12 protein-coding genes are annotated in these 19479 nt (G+C 62.4%); 6 read left to right on the top strand and 6 right to left on the bottom strand.

The annotated features are described in order from the left end of the window. Positions 1 to 6: 6 nt before the first annotated feature. Together FHW69_RS12985 and FHW69_RS12990 are read right to left on the bottom strand one after the other, a co-directional pair. On the bottom strand, positions 7 to 960 hold the full coding sequence (locus FHW69_RS12985; RefSeq protein WP_183423527.1) for a pyridoxal-phosphate dependent enzyme: 954 nt from the start codon (positions 958 to 960) through the stop codon (positions 7 to 9). Then, entirely contained in the window at positions 948 to 1952 is a 1005-nt protein-coding gene (locus FHW69_RS12990) for an aldose epimerase (RefSeq protein WP_183423492.1), read from the bottom strand. Before FHW69_RS12990 ends, FHW69_RS12985 begins: the two co-directional genes overlap by 13 nt. A gap of 68 nt (positions 1953 to 2020) precedes the next feature. On the opposite strand from FHW69_RS12990, the gene pepN reads away from it, so the two are divergent. The 5 genes from pepN (at position 2021) to FHW69_RS13015 (ending at position 12555) form a co-directional block, all read left to right on the top strand. Continuing rightward, complete coding sequence (gene pepN / locus FHW69_RS12995; protein ID WP_183423493.1) at positions 2021 to 4669, top strand: aminopeptidase N; 2649 nt, start codon at positions 2021 to 2023, stop codon at positions 4667 to 4669. 488 nt (positions 4670 to 5157) lie between these two features. Next, on the top strand, positions 5158 to 7032 hold the full coding sequence (mnmG, locus tag FHW69_RS13000) for a tRNA uridine-5-carboxymethylaminomethyl(34) synthesis enzyme MnmG (RefSeq protein ID WP_183423494.1): 1875 nt from the start codon (positions 5158 to 5160) through the stop codon (positions 7030 to 7032). Between the two features lie 58 nt (positions 7033 to 7090). Further along, a complete protein-coding gene (locus FHW69_RS13005; RefSeq protein WP_183423495.1) occupies positions 7091 to 7873 on the top strand; it encodes an RDD family protein in 783 nt (260 codons plus the stop codon). An 88-nt stretch (positions 7874 to 7961) separates the two neighbouring features. Beyond that, complete coding sequence (locus tag FHW69_RS13010; RefSeq protein WP_183423496.1) at positions 7962 to 10307, top strand: Tex family protein; 2346 nt, start codon at positions 7962 to 7964, stop codon at positions 10305 to 10307. 451 nt (positions 10308 to 10758) lie between these two features. Next, on the top strand, positions 10759 to 12555 hold the full coding sequence (locus FHW69_RS13015; RefSeq protein WP_183423497.1) for an autotransporter domain-containing protein: 1797 nt from the start codon (positions 10759 to 10761) through the stop codon (positions 12553 to 12555). Positions 12556 to 12722: 167 nt separating this feature from the next. On the opposite strand, the gene FHW69_RS13020 is transcribed toward FHW69_RS13015, so the two are convergent. The 4 genes from FHW69_RS13020 to FHW69_RS13035 form a co-directional block, all read right to left on the bottom strand. Next, complete coding sequence (locus tag FHW69_RS13020; protein ID WP_183423498.1) at positions 12723 to 13577, bottom strand: YbaY family lipoprotein; 855 nt, start codon at positions 13575 to 13577, stop codon at positions 12723 to 12725. Between the two features lie 329 nt (positions 13578 to 13906). Continuing rightward, positions 13907 to 14281, bottom strand: a complete 375-nt coding sequence (locus FHW69_RS13025) for a DUF6289 family protein (protein ID WP_183423499.1) — start codon at positions 14279 to 14281, stop codon at positions 13907 to 13909. 90 nt (positions 14282 to 14371) lie between these two features. Continuing rightward, positions 14372 to 14752, bottom strand: coding sequence for a hypothetical protein (locus FHW69_RS13030; RefSeq protein ID WP_183423500.1), 381 nt, complete (start codon positions 14750 to 14752; stop codon positions 14372 to 14374). Positions 14753 to 15091: 339 nt separating this feature from the next. Continuing rightward, positions 15092 to 18166: a carboxypeptidase regulatory-like domain-containing protein gene (locus FHW69_RS13035; protein WP_183423501.1), complete on the bottom strand. Its 3075-nt coding sequence runs from the start codon at positions 18164 to 18166 to the stop codon at positions 15092 to 15094. A 687-nt stretch (positions 18167 to 18853) separates the two neighbouring features. Between FHW69_RS13035 and FHW69_RS13040 the strand changes: the two genes are divergently transcribed. Continuing rightward, positions 18854 to 19474, top strand: coding sequence for a helix-turn-helix transcriptional regulator (locus FHW69_RS13040; protein WP_255494785.1), 621 nt, complete (start codon positions 18854 to 18856; stop codon positions 19472 to 19474). The last annotated feature ends 5 nt before the right edge of the window (positions 19475 to 19479 follow it).

Here is a 19479-nt window from a genome sequence, read left to right on the forward strand (position 1 = left end):
TTGCCGCTACCAGGGCAGCGCATCGAGATCGACGTTGCCACCCGTCAACACCACACCCACCGTACGACCGGCAAACTGCGGGGCGTAACGAAGCAGCGCCGCGAGCACCGTGGCACTGGATGGTTCGATCACCAGCTTCAGTTCGGTCCACAAGAGCTTCATGGCTGCCACCGTTTCCTCATCGGAAACGGGGAGTGCTGTCACCGAATGCTGCTGCAACACGGCGAAGTTTGGCTCGCCGATCAGCGTGCGCAGCCCATCGCAAATCGTGTTGGCAACAAATGGTCCCACCCGCTTGCCGTCACGCAGCGAGCGAAAGGCATCATCCGCACCTTCCGGCTCTGCGCCAAACAGACGGATGGACGGTTCCACGCCATGCGCTGCAATGGAACATCCCGAAGCCAGCCCACCGCCGCCAATCGGAAACAGGATCGTGTTGATACCCGGCGCCTGACGCAGCAACTCCGGAACCAGCGTGCCCTGCCCCGCCATGACGCGTGCATCGGCGTAGGGATGTACGAGATCCGCGCCGGTCTGCTTCTGCACTGCGGCAGCAGCCGCCTCGCGGGCGGCCTGGGTGGGCTCGCAACGATGGATATGCGCGCCAGCAGCCACGATCGCATCCACCTTGGCTTGCACCGCGCCTTCCGGAACGACGACGTGCGCCGGAATGCCGCGAGACCGCGCCGCCAGTGCCAGCGCATTGCCGTGATTGCCGGATGAGTGGGTCACCACGCCACGAGCGGCGGTTGCATCATCCAGCGACCAGACAGCATTGGTCGCACCACGAAACTTGAATGCGCCGCCGCGCTGAAGGTTCTCGCACTTGAAGTGCACGGCGGCCCCCACCAGCGCATCCAGGCGATCACTGCGCATCACCGGCGTCACTGCTGCGTAAGGGGCAATGCGCGCTGCGGCGGCGCGCACGTCTTCAAAAGTCGGAAGGATCACGCGATGAATTCCACACCACAAAGGAAACGGCGCTCTTCTCCCGGCGCCAATGTGATCAGCGGACGGCAATCATCGCGATTGAACGCATCGGCCATGCATTCCATGGGCTCCAGAGCGACAGCACGACGCGGATCGCGATTCACCGTATCGGCGGTAAAGGCCAGCATCACGCCGCTCTGCTGCCACACGGCGATTTCCGTGCCCGTTCTCGGATCGCGCAGACGCGTGCGTGCACGGCCGTCGGCGTCAAGACGCAGATCGGCATAAGTGTGATTGAGCTCCAGCGAGCCAATGGCGCGCGGGGAGCGAAAGTCGAATGCGCTGTCGGCCTTGTCCAGCGATCCCCACGCGCGCGTGCCCGGCAGCGGGATGTAGTCGGCATCGGTGGCAATCAGCGTGTCGGCCGGAATGGTCAGTTCCCATTCGTCGATGGGGCCGTCCGAAAGGCGAAAATACGGATGCCAGCCAAAGAACGTCGGTGCGGCCTGCTTGCCCACGTTTCGGGTCCGGGCCTCCAGCGTAAGGCCCGAGTCACTGAGCGTGAAGGTCACCGCGATATCCAGCGAAAACGGATAGCCCGGATGTGCATCAGGCCGGATGGACTGACTGGTGAGCGTGATGGACGCCGAATGATCGTCCGCATGCTCCCGCTGCACGTCAAAAATGGCGTTGCGCAGGAAGCCATGGCGAATCGCGCGATCAGCGCCTTGCGCACCTGGCAAAAGGTCGTGGGCGTGCCCTTCAAAGGTGTAGCGCGCATCGGCAACGCGGTTGGCGAACGGCGTCATGATGGCGAAACGCGAACCCTTCTGCGTCGAAAGTTCCTGCGTGTCGCGAAAGCCGTCGGCGATGTTGCGCAGGCCTTTGCGGGTAGGGATTTCCATACCCAGGACAGTCGCACCGCGACGTGCGATTCGCAGGCTGCGGTCGGCGTCCGCGTCAACGAGAACCAGCAGGGGCTCATCGCCGAGCGACGCGTGACCAGTGGTGAAACGGGACATGGAGGCTTCCTTTTGACGAATCCGACCGCATGTTAGCCTGCCTGTTCAGCCTTCACATGCCCTTATTCATGAACGATCGCGTCGACACCCCCAACCCCGTCATTCGCCTGGCCGACTACTGCCCACCCACGTGGGCCGTGGAGCACGTCGAACTGGATTTCGATCTGGGCATCGACCGCACGGAACTGGAAGCCACGCTTCGGTTGCGAAGGCATGCGCCGGGTCCGCTGCGACTGAATGGCGAAGGCCTGGAATTGCTGGAGGCCACGCTCGACGGCCGCCCTCTTACCGCTGCCGACTACACGCTGACCGACAGCACACTGGAAATACCCCTGGAGAACGACACCGCTGTGCTGCGCACGCGCGTTGCCCTTCGGCCAGCGGAAAACACCGCTTTTGAAGGTCTGTATCTTTCAGGCAGCCGCGACTCCGGCTTTCTGCTGACCCAGTGCGAGGCAGAGGGTTTCCGGCACATCACCTTCTTCCCGGATCGCCCGGATGTGCAGTCCACCTATACCGTGACGCTGCGCGCCGACAAGGCACGCTTCCCGGTGTTGCTGGCAGGCGGCAATCCGGACGGAGAAGGCGACCTCGACGGCGGCCGTCACTGGGCGCGCTTTGTCGATCCGCATCCCAAGCCCAGTTATCTGTTTGCACTTGTGGCCGGCCGCCTGGAGCGCATCAGCCACGACTACACCACCGCCGACGGCCGGGCGGTCGCGCTGCATATCTGGGCCGAAGCCGACGTGATCGACCGGTGCGACTACGCGATGGATTCGCTCATCCGCTCGATGCGCTGGGATGAGGAAACCTACGGTCGCAACTACGACCTGGACGTGTTCCACGTCGTGGCAACCCATGACTTCAACATGGGCGCGATGGAAAACAAGGGCCTGAACATCTTCAATGCGAAGTACCTTCTGGCCGATTTCGACTCCAGCACCGATGACGAGTATCGGCACGTGGAAGCCGTGGTCGCACACGAATACTTCCACAACTGGAGCGGCAACCGCGTCACCTGCCGCGACTGGTTCCAGTTGAGCCTGAAGGAAGGCCTCACGGTTTTCCGCGAACAGAGTTTTTCCGCCGACATGAATTCAGCGCCGCTGAAGCGCATTGAAGACGTCGCGCTGCTGCGCCGTGCCCAGTTCCCGGAAGATGCAGGTCCGCTGTCCCATCCTGTTCGGCCGTCCGAATACAGCGAGATCAACAATTTCTACACCGCCACCGTATACGAGAAGGGCTCCGAGCTCGTTCGCATGCTGGCCGGCAAGCTGGGCAAGGAAGGCTTCCGCCGCGGCATGGACCTCTACTTCAAGCGGCATGATGGTCAGGCGGCCACCATCGAGGATTTCCTTTCTGCACTCGGTGATGCAAATGACACCGACCTCACGCCGTATCTGGCGTGGTACGGGCAGGCGGGCACGCCCCGCCTTTCGGTCACGGGCCAATACGATGCCGACGCGCGCCGCTACACGCTGCACATGCGCCAGCGCACGCCGGCCGGTGCCGGCCAGATCGAAAAAGTGGCGCTGCCCATTCCGGTGAAGCTCGCGCTGTTCGGCAAAGACGGAACCATGTTGCCGCTTCGCCTTGAAGACGATGTCCAGGCTCACGGCACCGAACGCACGGTCGTAATTGATAGCGCCGAGTCGCGCGTGGTGTTCCATGACGTGGATGCAGTGCCGGTTCCTTCGCTGCTGCGCGGGTTTTCTGCGCCGGTAATCCTTGAGTTCGATTACGCGCCCGACGAACTGGCGGTTTTGCTTCGTCACGACGTGGACGGTTTCAATCGCTGGGAAGCAGGACAGCAACTTGCCGGCCTGGCGTACGACGATCTGCGCGATGGCCATCAGGAAAGCGCTGCCGTCAGCGCATGGACACAGGCACTCGCGGCCCTGTTCGCTGACAGCAGCATTGATGACGCGCTGCTTGCCGAGTTGCTGACACCGCCGGGAGAAATCGAACTGGTGGAGCGCCAGCCCGAACGCGACCCCGAGCGCATCCGCGCCACGCGCGTCCAGTTGCTGACAGCGCTGGCGCAGCGCATCGGCGCCAGCGCACTGCGCGCACGCTACGATGCACTTCGCGCCCGCACCAGCAACACGCTGGACGCCGCAAGCCAGGCAGCCCGCCAGCTGAAGCGTCGCGTACTGGACCTGCTGGCACTGGTCGACGCCGGGGCCGCTCAGCAGCTGGCGCAGGACCAGTTTGCGCAGGCGCCCGGCATGACGGATCGTCTCGCGGCGCTCAGCACATTGGGCCACAGCGACATCGCGGCGGCCGCCCCGCTGCTTGGAACCTTCCGCGAACGCTATGCCGACAACGCCCTGGCGCTGGACAAGTGGTACAGCCTGCAGGCCCAGCTTCCGGGTGACGGTGCGCTTGAACGGGTGATGGCGCTGGAGGGCGATGCAACGTTCACGCTGCGCAACCCGAATCGCGTGCAGTCACTTATCGGAACGTTCGCCCGCGCCAACCCCACCGGCTTCCATCGCACCGACGGCGCCGCCTATCGCTGGCTGGCAGACCGGCTGGTGGCTCTGGATGCGCTGAACCCGCAGGTGGCCGCCCGAGTGGCCACCGCGTTCAACGGGTGGAAGCGGCTGGAACCGGTGCGCCGGGAGGCAGCCCATGCCGTGGTTGCGGGACTGGCTGCCCGTACCGACCTCTCACGTGATCTGACCGACATTCTGGGCCGTGTAGCTTTGGGTTAAGCCTGATTCAAACGTGTGACTTGGTTCACAGGATGTGAACCTCAGCGCAAAAAGGTGACGCTCTGCGTCACCAATTGCCGATTTTAGGTAGGTGCTGAACGGAAAAGTCACACATGGTTCACCTAATCGGGGTTAGCGTAGTCCCAACGAAAAAAGCCGCGGCTCACGCCGAGGCTTGGTTTTCGTGCCAGTCATACAGTTTCTGGCGCCCGGCAACACGGTCATCCTGGATTCCCCCTGTTCCTGAGACCGCCGGGCGCCAGATCTCATTCTTCGATCGAATGGGGCATCCGTGCCCGCATCCCGCTTCCTTCGTCCAGCACACGACCAAACCCCTGTCGTTCGGTCTCGGCGCGCGTGTTGTCGCGCAGCGTCTGCCTGGGTGAAGTGCACAAAAAGGGAAGCAGGGATCGTGCCACGCCCATTCTGCGGCGCCTGGCCAAACAGCTTAAAATGATCACCCTGGCCTTTTGCCCGAGCCCCTGACAATGCTTCACAACGAAACCTACGACGTGATCGTGGTCGGCGGCGGCCATGCCGGAACCGAGGCTGCCCTCGCGTCGGCGCGCGTCGGCGCCCGCACCCTGCTGCTCAGCCACAACATCGAAACCATCGGGCAGATGAGCTGCAACCCGGCCATTGGCGGCATCGGCAAGGGACACCTGGTCAAGGAAATCGACGCCCTCGGCGGCGCCATGGGCCACGCAGCGGATCGCGCAGGCATCCAGTGGCGCACGCTCAATGCATCCAAGGGTCCGGCCGTGCGCGCCACGCGCTGCCAGGCCGACCGGTCGCTGTACAAGTCAGCCATTCGCCACATCGTTGAAACCCAGCCCAACCTTCAGTGCTTCCAGCAAGCAGTGGACGACCTGCTGCTGGAAAACGGTCGCGTCGTGGGCGTGCGTACGCAGATGGGCCTGGATTTCCGGGCCCGCGCCGTCGTGCTGACAGCCGGCACATTTCTCGCGGGCAAGATCCACATCGGTCCTGCGCAATATGCCGGCGGCCGCGCGGGCGATCCGCCAGCGTCCACACTGGCCGCCAAACTTCGCGAATTGCCGGTCGCGGCTGATCGCCTGAAGACCGGCACGCCGCCGCGCATCGACAGCCGCAGCATTGACTTTTCGCTCCTGGAAGAACAGCCCGGCGACGATCCGGCACCCCATTTCTCGTTCATGGGTTCGGCCAGCGAACATCCGCGCCAGGTCAGCTGCTGGATCACCCATACCAGCGAAGCCACCCACGAACTCATCCGTGGTTCGCTGGATCGCTCGCCGCTGTACAGCGGCCAGATCGAAGGCGTGGGTCCGCGCTATTGCCCGTCCATCGAAGACAAGGTGGTGCGCTTCGCAGAGAAGTCGTCGCACCAGATCTTCGTGGAACCGGAAGGCCTGGACACCTTCGAGATCTACCCCAACGGCATATCCACCTCCCTGCCCTTCGACGTGCAGTACGCATTGGTGCGCTCGATTCGCGGCTTCGAGAATGCGCACATCACACGCCCGGGCTACGCCATCGAATACGACTACTTCGATCCGCGCGGCCTGCACCCGTGGCTTGAAACCAAATCCATCCCCGGACTGTGGTTTGCCGGTCAGATCAATGGCACCACAGGCTACGAAGAAGCAGGTGCGCAGGGCCTGATTGCAGGCATGAACGCTGCGATGTTCACGCGCGGCGAAGCACCGTGGTATCCGCGTCGTGACGAAGCCTACATCGGCGTGCTGATCGACGACCTCACGACCAACGGCACCATCGAGCCGTACCGCATGTTCACCTCGCGCGCGGAATACCGCCTGCATCTTCGCGAAGACAACGCGGACCTTCGCCTCACCGAAGCGGGTCACCAGTGCGGCGTGGTATCGGATGCGCGCATGCAGCGACTTCAATCCAAGCGTGAAGCGGTGGAGCGTGAGACCCAGCGACTTCGCGCGTTGTGGGCGGCACCCACGAATACGCTGGGCGCCGCCGTGGAGCGCTCACTCGGTATCGCGGTCAGCCGCGAGACGCATGCGCTTGACCTGCTTCGCCGTCCGGAACTGGACTACATCAAACTCACCACCGTCCCGGAACTCGGGCCGGCCGTGGATGACACCGAAGTTGCCGCGCAGGTGGAAGTGCAGGCGAAGTATTCCGGCTACCTGGAGCGCCAGCGCGATGAAATCGAACGCCAGCGCCGCCACGAGACCACGGTAATCCCGACGGGCTTCGACTATGACCGCGTTCACGGCTTGTCCAACGAAGTGCTGCTGAAACTGAAGCGAACGTTGCCGGAGACCATCGGCCAGGCCGCGCGTATCAGCGGCGTGACGCCAGCGGCCATTTCGCTGCTGCTGGTCCACCTGAAACGCCGGGCAGCATGACCGGCGCATCATGCCGCTATGGCATGATGGGCACAGGACAGTTGCGAAGAGCAGAACGATGACCAAGCAGGTCTGGATCGGACGGGATGGCGAACGCCTTGGCCCCTACACCGAGGACGAGGTACGCGCAGGATTACGCCGCGCTACGTATCATCCCCATGAACTTGGCTGGTACGAGGGCCTGGCTGACTGGGCACCGCTGAGCCAGCTTTTCCCTGGCGTCACGTTCATTCCTGACGTCAACGAGGCCACACCGCCCCCAGTGCCGCCGCCCTTCCTGGGCGTGACCGATGAAGCCCAGCCCGAGTACGCGGGTTTCTGGCTGCGCTTCGCCGCGTGGTTTATTGATTGCCTGATTCTGCTGGTCCCGTTCGCCCTCATTCTTCTGAGCTTCGGCTGGCCAACGGCACTGAATGAGTTTACCGTCAACTTCCGCACCAACCAGACGGTAGCCATGACCAACTACATGATGGCCATGCAATCGCCCGCCGTCGTGTGTGCCTTGTGCGCTTACCTGTATTACGTGGGGTTCGAAGCCTCCCGCTTGCAGGCCACGCCCGGCAAGCTGGCCGTTGGCCTGCGCGTCACCGACCTTTACGGCGAGCGCATTTCGATCCAGCGCAGCTTCGCCCGCAACGCCGTCCGGCTGATCAGCATCCCCAACATTGGGGTGCTCAATCTCCTGCAGCTGGTCTCCTATCTCATGACCGGCTGGACCGCGCGCAAGCAGGGCCTGCACGACATGCTGGCAGGTACGCTGGTGCTTCGTGGCCGCGCCAGCGAGGCCCCGGTGCGCGAGGGGACGCCGCCCCCAGCCAAAGGCGGCAGCTTCAACGCATAAAGTGAGTTGCGGGGCGTCTCCTGTGCGGCTTGCTATCATCGGCGGCTGATTCGCACCAAGCGGCCACCGGCCGCCGCACAGGAACGACATGCAGAGCATCGAAGAACGTATTGCCCAAGATATCGCCGCAAAGACCGAACAGGTGCGCGCGGCGGTGGAATTGCTGGACGGCGGCGCCACGGTGCCCTTCATCGCCCGCTACCGCAAGGAAGTGACCGGCGGACTCGACGACATCCAGCTTCGCCTGCTCGAAGAGCGCCTGCGCTACCTGCGCGAACTGGAAGACCGCCGCGCCGCCATCCTCGACAGCATTGTCGAGCAGGGCAAGATGACCGACAGCCTGAAGGCGGACATCCTCACGGCCGACACAAAGGCCCGTCTGGAGGATCTGTACCTTCCCTACAAGCCGAAACGCCGCACAAAGGCCCAGATCGCCCGCGAGGCCGGCCTGGAGCCGCTGGCCCTGGGTCTGCGCGAAGACCCCACGCAGGTACCCGACGTTGTCGCCGCCGCCTATGTGGATGCGGAAAAGGGCGTGGCTGACGTCAAGGCGGCCCTGGACGGCGCCCGTGCCATCCTGATGGAAAGCATCGCCGAAGACGCCGGCCTGGTGGGCCAGCTCCGCGACTGGCTGTGGGACAAAGGTCAGATCCGCGCCAAGGTGGTCGCCGGCAAGGAAAACGAAGGCGCGAAGTTCCGCGACTACTTTGACCACAGCGAGCCGGTCAACAAGATCCCCTCCCATCGTCTGCTGGCGCTGATGCGCGCCCGCAATGAAGGCGTGCTCGAAATCGACCTCAATCCGGGCGCAGACGCCGATCAGGGTCATGCCGAAGGCGAAGGCCGCGTTGCGGCACACGCCGGCATCATCGATCGCGGCCGCCCCGCCGACGCGTGGCTGCGTGAAACCGTACGCCTGACCTGGCGGGTCAAACTGCATCTGCACCTGACACTCGACCTCTTCGGTCGTGTTCGCGAGAGTGCGGAAGACGAAGCCATCCGTGTCTTCGGCGACAACCTGAAGGACCTCCTGCTGGCCGCTCCGGCGGGCAACAAGACCGTGATGGGCCTGGACCCGGGCATTCGCACCGGTTGCAAGCTGGCCATCGTGGATGCCACTGGCAAACTGCTGGCCTACGACACCATCTATCCGCACGAGCCGCGCAATCAGTGGGATCAGTCCGTCGCGCGCATCGCGCAGCTGTGCAAGCAGCACGGCGTGAACCTGATCGCCATCGGCAACGGGACCGCCTCGCGTGAGACGGACAAGCTGGCCGCTGAAGTCATCAAGAAACACGCGGACCTGAATCTGGCAAAGATCGTCGTCAGCGAAGCCGGTGCGTCGGTGTACTCCGCTTCGGAGCTCGCCTCGCGCGAATTCCCCGACCTGGACGTGTCGATCCGTGGCGCCGTCTCCATCGCACGTCGCCTGCAGGATCCGCTGGCCGAGCTGGTGAAGATCGAGCCCAAGGCCATTGGCGTGGGCCAGTACCAGCACGACGTGAACCAGGTGAAGCTGGCACGTGCCCTGGATGCCCGCGTGGAAGACTGCGTCAACGCCGTGGGCGTGGACGTCAACACGGCATCGGCGCCGCTGCTGTCGCGCGTGGCCGGCCTGTCGGCCAGCGTGGCCGAGAACGTGGTCAAGCACCGCGACGCCAACGGCCCGTTCCCCAGCCGCAAGGACCTCCTGAAGGTCGCGCGCCTGGGTGACAAGGCCTTCGAGCAGTGCGCAGGCTTCCTGCGCATTGCCGGTGGCAGCAACCCGCTGGACGCAAGCTCGGTGCATCCGGAGGCCTACCCCGTCGTTGAGCGCATCCTCAAGCAGTGCGGTCGCGAAGTGAAGCAGGTCATCGGTGACACCGCCTTCCTGCGCGGCCTCAAGCCGGAAGACTTCACCGACGCGACCTTCGGCGTTCCGACCGTCCGCGACATCCTGAAAGAACTGGAGAAGCCCGGCCGCGACCCGCGTCCGGAGTTCGTGGCGCCCTCGTTCGCCGAAGGGGTGGAAGACCTCAAGGACCTCAAGGTCGGCATGGTGCTGGAAGGCCGCGTAACCAACGTGGCGGCCTTCGGCGCGTTTGTCGACATCGGCGTCCATCAGGACGGCCTGGTCCACGTGTCGGCGCTGTCGCACACCTTCGTGAAGGACCCCCGCGATGCGGTGAAGGCCGGTGACATCGTCAAGGTCAAGGTCATGGAAGTGGACCTGCCCCGCAAGCGCATCGCCCTCAGCATGCGCCTGGACGACGTGCCGGGCGAAGCCCGCACGGGACGCCCGCAGGGTGAGCGCAACGAGCCCCAGGGCAATCGCCGCCCGGGCGGCGGTGGCGGCACCCATAACGGCGGCCGCAAGGCCGCCCCGCCGAAACCCACGCCCGCACCGTCCAACAGTGCGTTCGCTGACGCGTTTTCCAAGGCGCTGAAGAAGTAAGCCTCCCGAAGCGGATGCTCCCAATACCGGGACATCCGCTTCGCGCATCAGAAATTTCTGATGCCGCGCACCTGTCCGGCGCATCTGCCTCCCCGCAACATCCAGGGCGCGCCTTCTTGCGCCACGCCTCGTCGCCGCGGCATCACCGTCCGCAACATGCTTCAAAAAAAATTAGCTCGTGTTGATACCGGACACACCCTGTCCGTTGCCGATTATGGCCAGCGATGACGCTGCCTTCGGCTCTTACCGTTGCCGCCATGGCACACACAAGCCGGCGTTCCTCCTGCATACTCCGCCACCTTTGCCGAGGCTGATCGCAGGGGGCTGCTACGCACCTTTGTCGGCCTGCGCCATGTCGGCCGCAGGCCTTTGCGGTGCAGCGCAGCATGCGCCGCCGTATGGCTTGCATTAACGTAACGTTTCTCTAACGCCCCACACACGGAGTGCATTCATGCGTATCAGCCATCTCGCAGGCGCCATCAGCGTCGCCCTGTTCTTCAGCGCCGGCGCCGCCGCTGCCGATTTCCAGCAGGTCGTCGCTTTCGGCGACAGCCTGAGCGACAACGGAAACGTGGCCTACCTCTCCGGTTCGCCGGTGGCTTCGCGCTTCACCACCAACCCGGGTACGGTGGCGGTTGAGAACATTGCCAAGTACTTCAACCTGACGCTGGACCCGTCGCTGAAGGGCGGCACGGATTACGCCTACGGCGGCGCGCGCGTTGCGCTGGCCAACCCGGTGCCCTCCACCGTGTCGCAGGTTCAGAGCTACCTGACCGCCAACGGCGGCAAGGCCAACCCGAATGCGCTGTACACCATGTGGATCGGCGCCAACGACCTGCTGGCTGCCACGCAGAACCCGGCTAACGCGCAGGTGATCGTTGCCACGGCTGCCACCCAGGAAGTGGGCACGCTCAAGACGCTGCAGGCTGCCGGCGCGAAGACGATTGTGGTCTTCAACCTGCCGGACGTCGGCAAGACCCCGATGGCTCTCGCCGCGGGTGCGACGGCTGCCGGCCAGATCAGCCAGCTGAGCCAGCTGTACAACGGCGTGCTCAGCGGCGGCCTCAGCACGCTCAATCGCGGCATCGTGCCCATCGACACGTATTCGCTGCTGAATGAAGTGATTGCCAACCCGTCGCAGTACGGCTTCACCAATGTCACCACGCCGGCCTGCACCACGGCGAGCTCGCTGACCTGCACGCCGGGTACGCTGGTTGCGCCCAACGCCAACCAGAACTACCTGTTCGCTGACGGTATCCACCCGACCACCGCGGCGCATGCACTGCTCGGTCAGTACGCCGTCTCGATCATCACGGCTCCGGAAAAGATCTCGCTGCTGGCTGAGTCCGCCCTGGCCTCCAACGCTGCCCACACGCGCACGCTGCGCAACCAGATGCTGGCTGACAACTTCGGTGCCGACACGCGCGTGTTCGCAGCCGTCGACTACGGCCAGCAGAAGTTCAAGGCGGGCGACACGTCGCCGAAGACTGACAGCGACAACGTCAACCTGACGATCGGTGCTGACGCCCGCGCCTCTGAAAATGTGTCCGTCGGTGTCGCGCTTGGCGTGGCCCAGGCTGATGCCGATTTCGCAGGCGGTGGCGGCTACAAGATGCAGGACATCGCTGCATCCGGCTACGCGCTGTACCACAACGGCGGCGCCTACTTCGGCGGCTACGGCAGCTTCGGCCAGCTGAGCTACACCAACATCGACCGCTCGTTCGATCTGGGCACGGCCCGTCGCACGGAAACGGGCAAGACCGATGGTTCGCACATCGGCGCTGCGCTGACCGGCGGTTGGTGGTTCGGCAGCGAAACGCTGAAGACCGGCCCGTTCGCCACGATGGAATGGCAGAACATCCGCGTGACCGGCTACAACGAATACAGCAACGACAGCTCGGCCATGGTGTTCGGCAAGCAGCGCCGCAACGCGCAGATCGCCACCGTCGGCTGGCGCGTGCAGGGTAACTGGACGACCGGCAATACCGTTCTGCACCCGTACGCCGAACTGGCGTGGAACCACGACAGCAAGGCTGATCCGCGTTACGTGGAAGCCGGCCTGACCAGCATGAACGGTCGCTTTGCCCTGCTGGGCTTCTCGCCCGACAAGACCTGGGGCACGGCCGACCTGGGCCTGCTCGCCGATTTCAACCAGTCCTGGAGTGGTTGGGTCAGCTACAGCGGTCGCTTCAGCGACGACAGCCAGAAGTACAACGGCCTGAACCTCGGCGTGAAGCTGGCGTTCTGATGCCTGGCGGGTAGCGTTGCTGCCCGCCTTGGTTGTGTACGAAGAACGCCGGCGAAAGCCGGCGTTCTTTCGTGTTCGGGGACAAGCCCGTTCCCACGCACATCGAGCAAAGTGGCAAAAAAAACGCCGGCATGAGCCGGCGTTTTCTGTCACATGGAAAGCAGAGCTTACTTCTTGCTGCCGCCAACCTTGGCGTAGATCGCTTCGGACTGCTTGCGAAGGTCATTCGCCGCGTCGACCGGAAGGTTCTCGGTCTTGCTGCCCGTGACGTTGTCCTTCAGGACCAGCTCGCCAGCATCGTTCCAGCCTGCGCGCTCGGTCGAGGTCGGCTTGCCATCCTTGCTGGGCTTCTTTTCCTGCACGACAACCCACGGCTTGCCGTTCTTGTAGGAGTAGTCGGTGGAGGTGAAACCCTTGTCGCCGTAGTCAACGAGTTCACGGATGAACTTGGTGTCGTTGCCCTGCTTGAAGATCTGCCAGCTGCGCGAAGCGCCTTCCTTCAGTTCGGTGCCCGAAGTGACCTTCATGCCGCCGATCATCTTCTTGACGCTGTCGTGGCCAGCCAGTTCCTTCTCGCCCGGCGTGGCAACGCCCACGAGCTGGATGTCGACAGTGTTCTTGCCGGCGCCAGTCAGCACCTGTGCCTTGATCGACGTGGTGTAGGAACGCTCGCCATCGACCAGGTTGGCCTCAACCACATACATGTCGCTGGGGTTGATGTCACCCGGAGCCACATCCAGCTTGAACTGAAGCGGCAGCGTTACGGGCTGCACGGTCTTGGAAGCGACCGGCGTGTCGCTGTGCGCGGTGAGGTCCACGATATTGATATCGAGCTTCGCTTCACTGGAAAGCGTGCGGCTGGTATCGCGCAGGGTGATGTTGCCGCTTACGCTGTTGCCCTGCGGGCCAGCCGCTTCGGCGCCACCAGCAGCAGCCTGCTGCTGCGAGGCGTCGGAAGAATGGTTGCAGCCGGCCAGAGCCAGAGCGGCCATGGACGTCAGCGACAAGATGATCCTGCGCATGGAGTGAACCTCGTCAAAGAACATGAATGTGTCGCGAAAGTACGCGCGCGTATGTGCGTGAACTTTCGGGGGGAACATCGAAGGATAGCGGCAAAAATGTCCGCAGAAAAGTCAAGATGTCTGACGGCAAGGCCATCCAGACTGGGCGCTGCGGCACAAATCCGGCATCCCGAATGAGATTCGGGCATACCAAAATGCGAAAGCTCTTACGTTTCAGTCACTTGATAGCACAAAAAAGAACGCCACCTCGAAAGGTGGCGCGCTGTACTGGAGTGCTTGTGGCCGTCAGCTGGTCAGTGAAATCAACCGCTGATGGTGGTCATCGAGCCTCAGTTTGAGTACATGCCCGAGGTCACCGGGCCGGTCTGGTAGCCACTCAAGAACGAAGGCTCGGACCTGCTGCACGTCCCGTAGGTGACACAGAACGAGTCGCGCACCGCCGTGGGCAGCTGTGAACCGAAGTGCACAGAGGTGTCATTGGAGGAGCAACCGTAGAAGACTTCCGCGTAGTTCTGGCTGGTGCTGGAAGCAACGCCCCAATGCTGGGTGTTGTTGTTGCAGTAGCGGATCGACTCTCCAATGATGTGACCTTGATCATCGAAGTAAGTGCGCTGGGTGGAGTTGACGGGAAGCGCAAGCGCGCTGGGCGTATAGACGGCTGAAAGGCACAGAACAGCCGCCAAGGTGGCGAGTACGTGTTTCATGACATTTCCCTTGATGCGAATGATGGGTGTCTCACCGGCACGATGAATGGCACGGCGAAGAGATCACACGGGCCGACCGGCCGGGGTGACTCAGTCGGACCAGAACGACGGACGGAGGTCGCCGTTCCCGGGAATGCCCGGCAGAGGCCAGGGCTGAAGCTGCGAGCAGCTGCCATAGGTGGCACAGAAGGTGTTGCGCGTGGACGGTGTGGTACCGGTGCCGAACTCGACCTCGGTTTCACCGCCCGTCGAGCACGGATAGGTAACTTGCACGTAGTTCTGATTGTTGCGCGAGGCGGCGCCCCAATGGCTCGTGTTGCTGTTGCAATAGCGGAACGATTCGCCAATGACCTGGCCCTGGTCATTGAGATGCGTGCGCTGCTGCGAACTACCGAGGGCGGCGAAGGCGCTGCTTGCAAAACAGCCGGTCGCGATAACAGCCAACAATGCGGAAGCAAAAGTCCTGTTCACGTAATCCCCTTAAGCTTGGGTTGCGTACATGAGTGATTCGGGAGTTCCCCGACATACGCGGTCGTGGTCCGGAGGACGCTACAGACGGCTATACATGCGCAACGCCATAGTCAGGCGACTATTCCCGTCAACGAATTCCGCGCAACTCAGTGTTGGCGAACTGGGCGGGATTTTATGTAGGTGCATGACGCATCGCGCGTAGGGCTACACCTACAAGAACTTACGATTTGGCTGCCGCCTGACGCCATCTTCAAAACGAAAAAAGCCACCGGAAATCCGGCGGCTTTTCACTTCGTCCCATCAACGCTGCCACGGGGTTGCCCGTGACAGCGCGCTTGATCAGAAGTCGTACGTTGCAGTCAGACGCATGTAGCGCGGAGTCTGGAAGTACGTGCCCATGTTGTAGATGTTCGACACGGTGCCTTGGAGGGCCTCGTACTGAGCACCCACCTGGATCGGCTTGCGCTCGTTGGTGACGTTGAACACGTTCATCGAGAGAGCCAGCTTGCTGTCGGCGAAGGCCGGACGGTACGTGACCGCCAGGTCGAGCTGCTTGGTCCAGGGATTCGACGAGTCACCCGGATGCGACGGCTGGCCGTTGCAGTAGTGATACGACGACCCGTAGTTCAGCGGATCGGTACCGTGCTCGCCGTAGCCGCCGGGCGCACCGGTTGAATCGAGCATGCTGCCAGCGTAGAAGCCCAGGCAGGTCTTCGGAGAGCCGGACTGGACACGGACGACGGCAGAGAGCATCCATTCCGGTGCAACCTGGTAGCTACCGTAAGCCTTGATCTGGTGAGTGCGGTTGTTGGCCAGCAGGCCGTTCGCATTCTCCATCAGTGCGGCGGCATCCCAGTCCTGCGTCTTGGAGACGTCGTCCTGGCCGATATCCGACTTGACCTGACCTTCGGTGTTGCCATAGCTGCGCGAGAACGTGTAGTCCAGGCGACCCTGCCACTTACCATCAAACGGATGCTCGAGGTACATGTTCAGAGCGTAGTACTTACGCTTGGCGCCCTGCTTGAAGCCCCAGTCCGAAGTGGACATCGTGACCGACTGGCGAGAAGCACCATTCTCGAGGCTGAAGGTATTCGTCTTGCCCGGATTGAAGATGACGCAGCCGGGAACGACGAGGTTGTCGGTATTGACTCCCTGCGCGTCCAGCTTGTCGATGATCTTGTCCGTGTCGCAAACGTCGTCGATAGCCGCCTGCAGCTTACGCAACGTGAACTTCGCACCGGTGACCCACGACGAACCAAGCGTCTTGTCGAAGCCGAGGATCACCTCGTCCTGGTACTGAGACTTCAGGTCCGTCGCTGCAACGGACTTGGCATCGTTTGCCTGACCGTATTCACCATTGGACGAGACAGGACCAGGTCCGAGAGCCGCGAGACCCGTCGGATTACCGGACTGGTCGATGCCGGTGTAGGTGAAGTACTCGCGGGTAAACGTCGACGACGACGCGCCACGGATCGCCACGCTGTTGGGCAGAGCGAGGAAGTAACGACCCAGGTTACCGTAGATCTTCAGAGACGAATCACCGAACACGTCCCAGCTGGCGCCAAAACGAGGAGCCCACTGGTTACCGCTGGCCACGTAGACAGCGCCAACGTTGTTGTAGTTGGTGAACTTGTCGTTGCGGACACCGATGCTCAGCAGCACGTTGTCAGCCACCTGCCACTTGTCTTCGAGGTAGTACGCCTTCTGATCCACCGACATGCTGGTCGTGGTGACCAGGATGTACTTGTAGGCGTAGTAGCCCTCGCCGCCCGGAGCGCCGACGCCCAGACCGGCCGAGATCGGACGGTTCGGAAAGTTGGACTTGCCGTAATACCAGGCGTAGCCCGGGCCGCTCATCGACTGGCCTTCGTTCTCGGCGTTGTACTTCATGTTGTCCATACCTGCCGTGAGCAGGTGATCGCCAACGTGCCACTCAAGGTCTGCGCGCAGACCATGCGTGCGGCTACCCGCATCCGGAGCCACGGAGACGTAGGTCGGGTTGAAGTTGCCGAGGACCTTGCCGGGACCGCCGGTATAAGCCGGGTTCTGGTTGTTAATGTTGCCGATGTACGGCTGGCCGTCACCGCTGGGATTGTTGAAATAATCCGTGGTGTGGCTCTTGCCGTAGGTAGCACTGAACGTCAGCGAATCAGTGATGTAGCTGGTGTACTTGGCAATGCCATAGGTCGTCGCGAGCTTGGTGTGGTTGGCAACCGCACCGTAGTACGCGCCATCCGTGTTGGTGGCGTAGTCGTAGTCGTAATACTGGCCCTGCGCTTCGTCAGTCGACTTGATACCGGTCAGCTCAAGGATGTTGCTGTCGTTGATGTTCCAGTCGAGCTTGGCGTAGTACTTCGGCAGGTTGTACTGGTACTTGTTGTACGCCTCGATGCTCGACTCAATCGAGTTGGTCGAACGGCCTTCCGTCTTCTCCGCTTCCGCGGCGACAAACATGAACAGCTTGTCCTTGATCAGCGGGCCACCGGCGTAGGCGCTGTACGTGGTCGTCCATGCCTTGTTGTCTTCGCGGTTGCGATAGATGGTGCCCGGCAGCTCAGGGTGCTGGTACAAGTAGCCCGGCGGCAGAGCCGCATCCGGGTAGTAGATGTTCTTCGGCGACGAAGCGGCGAACTTCGGCTGCCAGAGAACCTGCGCGCCGAAATGCCATTCGTTCGTGCCGCGCTTACCGACCTGGTTGATCACGCCGCCGTCGGAACGACCGTACATGGCGCTGTAGCCGCCCGTATAGACTTCCTGCTGGTCGATCGCGCCGTACGGCAAGCCCACGCCGCCGAGGTTCTTGAGCGGGTCAGACGTGTTGTAACCGTTGATGTAGTACGCGTTCTCGGTGACACCCGCGCCGCCGAAGGACACGGTGCGGCCAAAGATGCCGGCACCCGCAACGGCGCCCGGTGCGAGCAGGGCGATCGATTCGGCATTGCGACCCAGCGGAAGGCGGGCAAGCGTTTCGGAGGTAACGACCGTACGCGAGTCCACGCCCGACACGTCGATCGGCGGCAGGCTGTTTGCCGTGACCGTGACCTGATCGAGGGACGTTGCGCCGCCAGCAGAACCGGCAGCCGTGACGAACGAAATTTCCGTACCCTGACCGACGGTCAGCTGGACGTTCTTGCGCGAGTCAACGACGTTGCCGTCTTTCACCACGTTGACGGTGTACGTGCCGAGCGGCAGGTTACCGAGACGGTAACGGCCGGTGGCGTCAACGGGAACTTCGCGGGTAACACCGGTGCTGCCGGAGACCTGGATGGTCTCGCCAGCTGCGGCCTGGCCAAAGATCGTACCCGTGGTGGACTGCGCGAACGCGCCGCCCGTCAGGCCAAGGCCCATCGCGAGTGCAATGGTCAACGTCGAGCGACGCAGGACAGACGCCTGCCGAATGTTGCGAGAACTCATGTGAAAAATCTCCCCAGATCGACCCGGAGCCGGGCCTGAAAACGAGCAAAATCCGACGAAGCCGTCGGAAAAAAGACCCATTGCGGGCGCACGTAATCAAGGTGATGGATTAGCCGCTCACTCCTCCCGAGTGGCCGCCTCCCCCTGAAGACTTGCTCCCGACAAGTCTGTCGACTAACCAAACCCACATGGACGCGCAGTGCGCAAAAACATGCAGGTTTTGGATCGCCGAAGCCGAACATAGGGGCACTCGAAGCCCCGTGTCAACAAATTATTTACATGACCTACACCGTTTTTGCGATGTCGACTTCGTCACAAAGCGGGCATTGCCGACACGAAATCGGTTACATGCGCAACAAAATGAGGCGGAACGCCATTTCTTGCAGGGGTAAGACAAATTCGGCGATCTGGCGCCAAAAAACGTCGCATGAAATAGATTTCATGTTTTGCCGGATACGCACTTTTCGATCCGGAAATCGTCGAACCGTACGCGAAAATCGTCAAAAAAGAGGCTTTCCTGCGAAATTTGTCCTGAAAATCACGCCATCGGCACTGAGAAACTTCTGAGACGACGGGTAATCGAAAGGTACAGCGGTGTACACCGTATTCGCGGATCGCGCGTTTGATGTGCGATCCCCAGGTTGGGCAACCAACCCCGAAGCACCCCAAAACGAGGTTTATACGCGCATGAGCGAGAATCTGAGGGCACACACTGTCGCGATCCGGTCGGCGATGGCTACGTCCGGTATGTCGTCCAACGACGCCATGGCCAACGAACCAGCGCAAACTTTTGCGGCCCGCGTCAAAGCGGTGATCAAGGCTTCCGGAAGCGTCAGCGATATCGCACGACGTTGTGGTTTTTCTGAAGGCGTAGTGCGCAGCTGGCGTGACGGCAATACCGATCCGTCGCGTGGTCGTTGCGTCACGATGGCCCGCACTCTGGGCATTTCGCTGCTATGGCTCGCTGCCGGCGAAGGTCCGATGATGCTGGACAGCAATACGGATGACATCGCCGGCCGCACAGAGTCGTCGGAGGGCATGCGCAGTCGCGGTCGCGATGGTGCAGAGAGCCAGGCCACCGGCGCACTTGACGCAAGCCGTCTCGCTTCAGCCATGAAGCTGTTGCAGTCCGATATTGAAATGGCAGGTGGCTCGTTCTCACCTGTAGTGCATGCCGATCTGGTTGCGGAGATGTACGAAATTCTCCACCACACCGCACGCACGGATTACGCCGATCGCATGGTGGCTTTCCACCACAAGCTGCAGTCGCGAGTGCAGGCCGAACGCAACGACGGTATCGCTGCGTAAGGGAT

It is taken from the genome of Luteibacter sp. Sphag1AF (assembly GCF_014192715.1).
Taxonomy (GTDB): Bacteria; Pseudomonadota; Gammaproteobacteria; order Xanthomonadales; family Rhodanobacteraceae; genus Luteibacter.

Bases quoted from the DNA above. Each gene is read 5' to 3' on its own strand.
- FHW69_RS12990 (WP_183423492.1), bottom strand. From the start codon at position 1,952: ATGTCCCGTTTCACCACTGGTCACGCGTCGCTCGGCGATGAGCCCCTG.
- pepN (WP_183423493.1), top strand. From the start codon at position 2,021: ATGAACGATCGCGTCGACACCCCCAACCCCGTCATTCGCCTGGCCGAC.
- mnmG (WP_183423494.1), top strand. From the start codon at position 5,158: ATGCTTCACAACGAAACCTACGACGTGATCGTGGTCGGCGGCGGCCAT.
- FHW69_RS13005 (WP_183423495.1), top strand. From the start codon at position 7,091: ATGACCAAGCAGGTCTGGATCGGACGGGATGGCGAACGCCTTGGCCCC.
- FHW69_RS13010 (WP_183423496.1), top strand. From the start codon at position 7,962: ATGCAGAGCATCGAAGAACGTATTGCCCAAGATATCGCCGCAAAGACC.
- FHW69_RS13015 (WP_183423497.1), top strand. From the start codon at position 10,759: ATGCGTATCAGCCATCTCGCAGGCGCCATCAGCGTCGCCCTGTTCTTC.
- FHW69_RS13020 (WP_183423498.1), bottom strand. From the start codon at position 13,577: ATGCGCAGGATCATCTTGTCGCTGACGTCCATGGCCGCTCTGGCTCTG.
- FHW69_RS13025 (WP_183423499.1), bottom strand. From the start codon at position 14,281: ATGAAACACGTACTCGCCACCTTGGCGGCTGTTCTGTGCCTTTCAGCC.
- FHW69_RS13035 (WP_183423501.1), bottom strand. From the start codon at position 18,166: ATGAGTTCTCGCAACATTCGGCAGGCGTCTGTCCTGCGTCGCTCGACG.
- FHW69_RS13040 (WP_255494785.1), top strand. From the start codon at position 18,854: ATGAGCGAGAATCTGAGGGCACACACTGTCGCGATCCGGTCGGCGATG.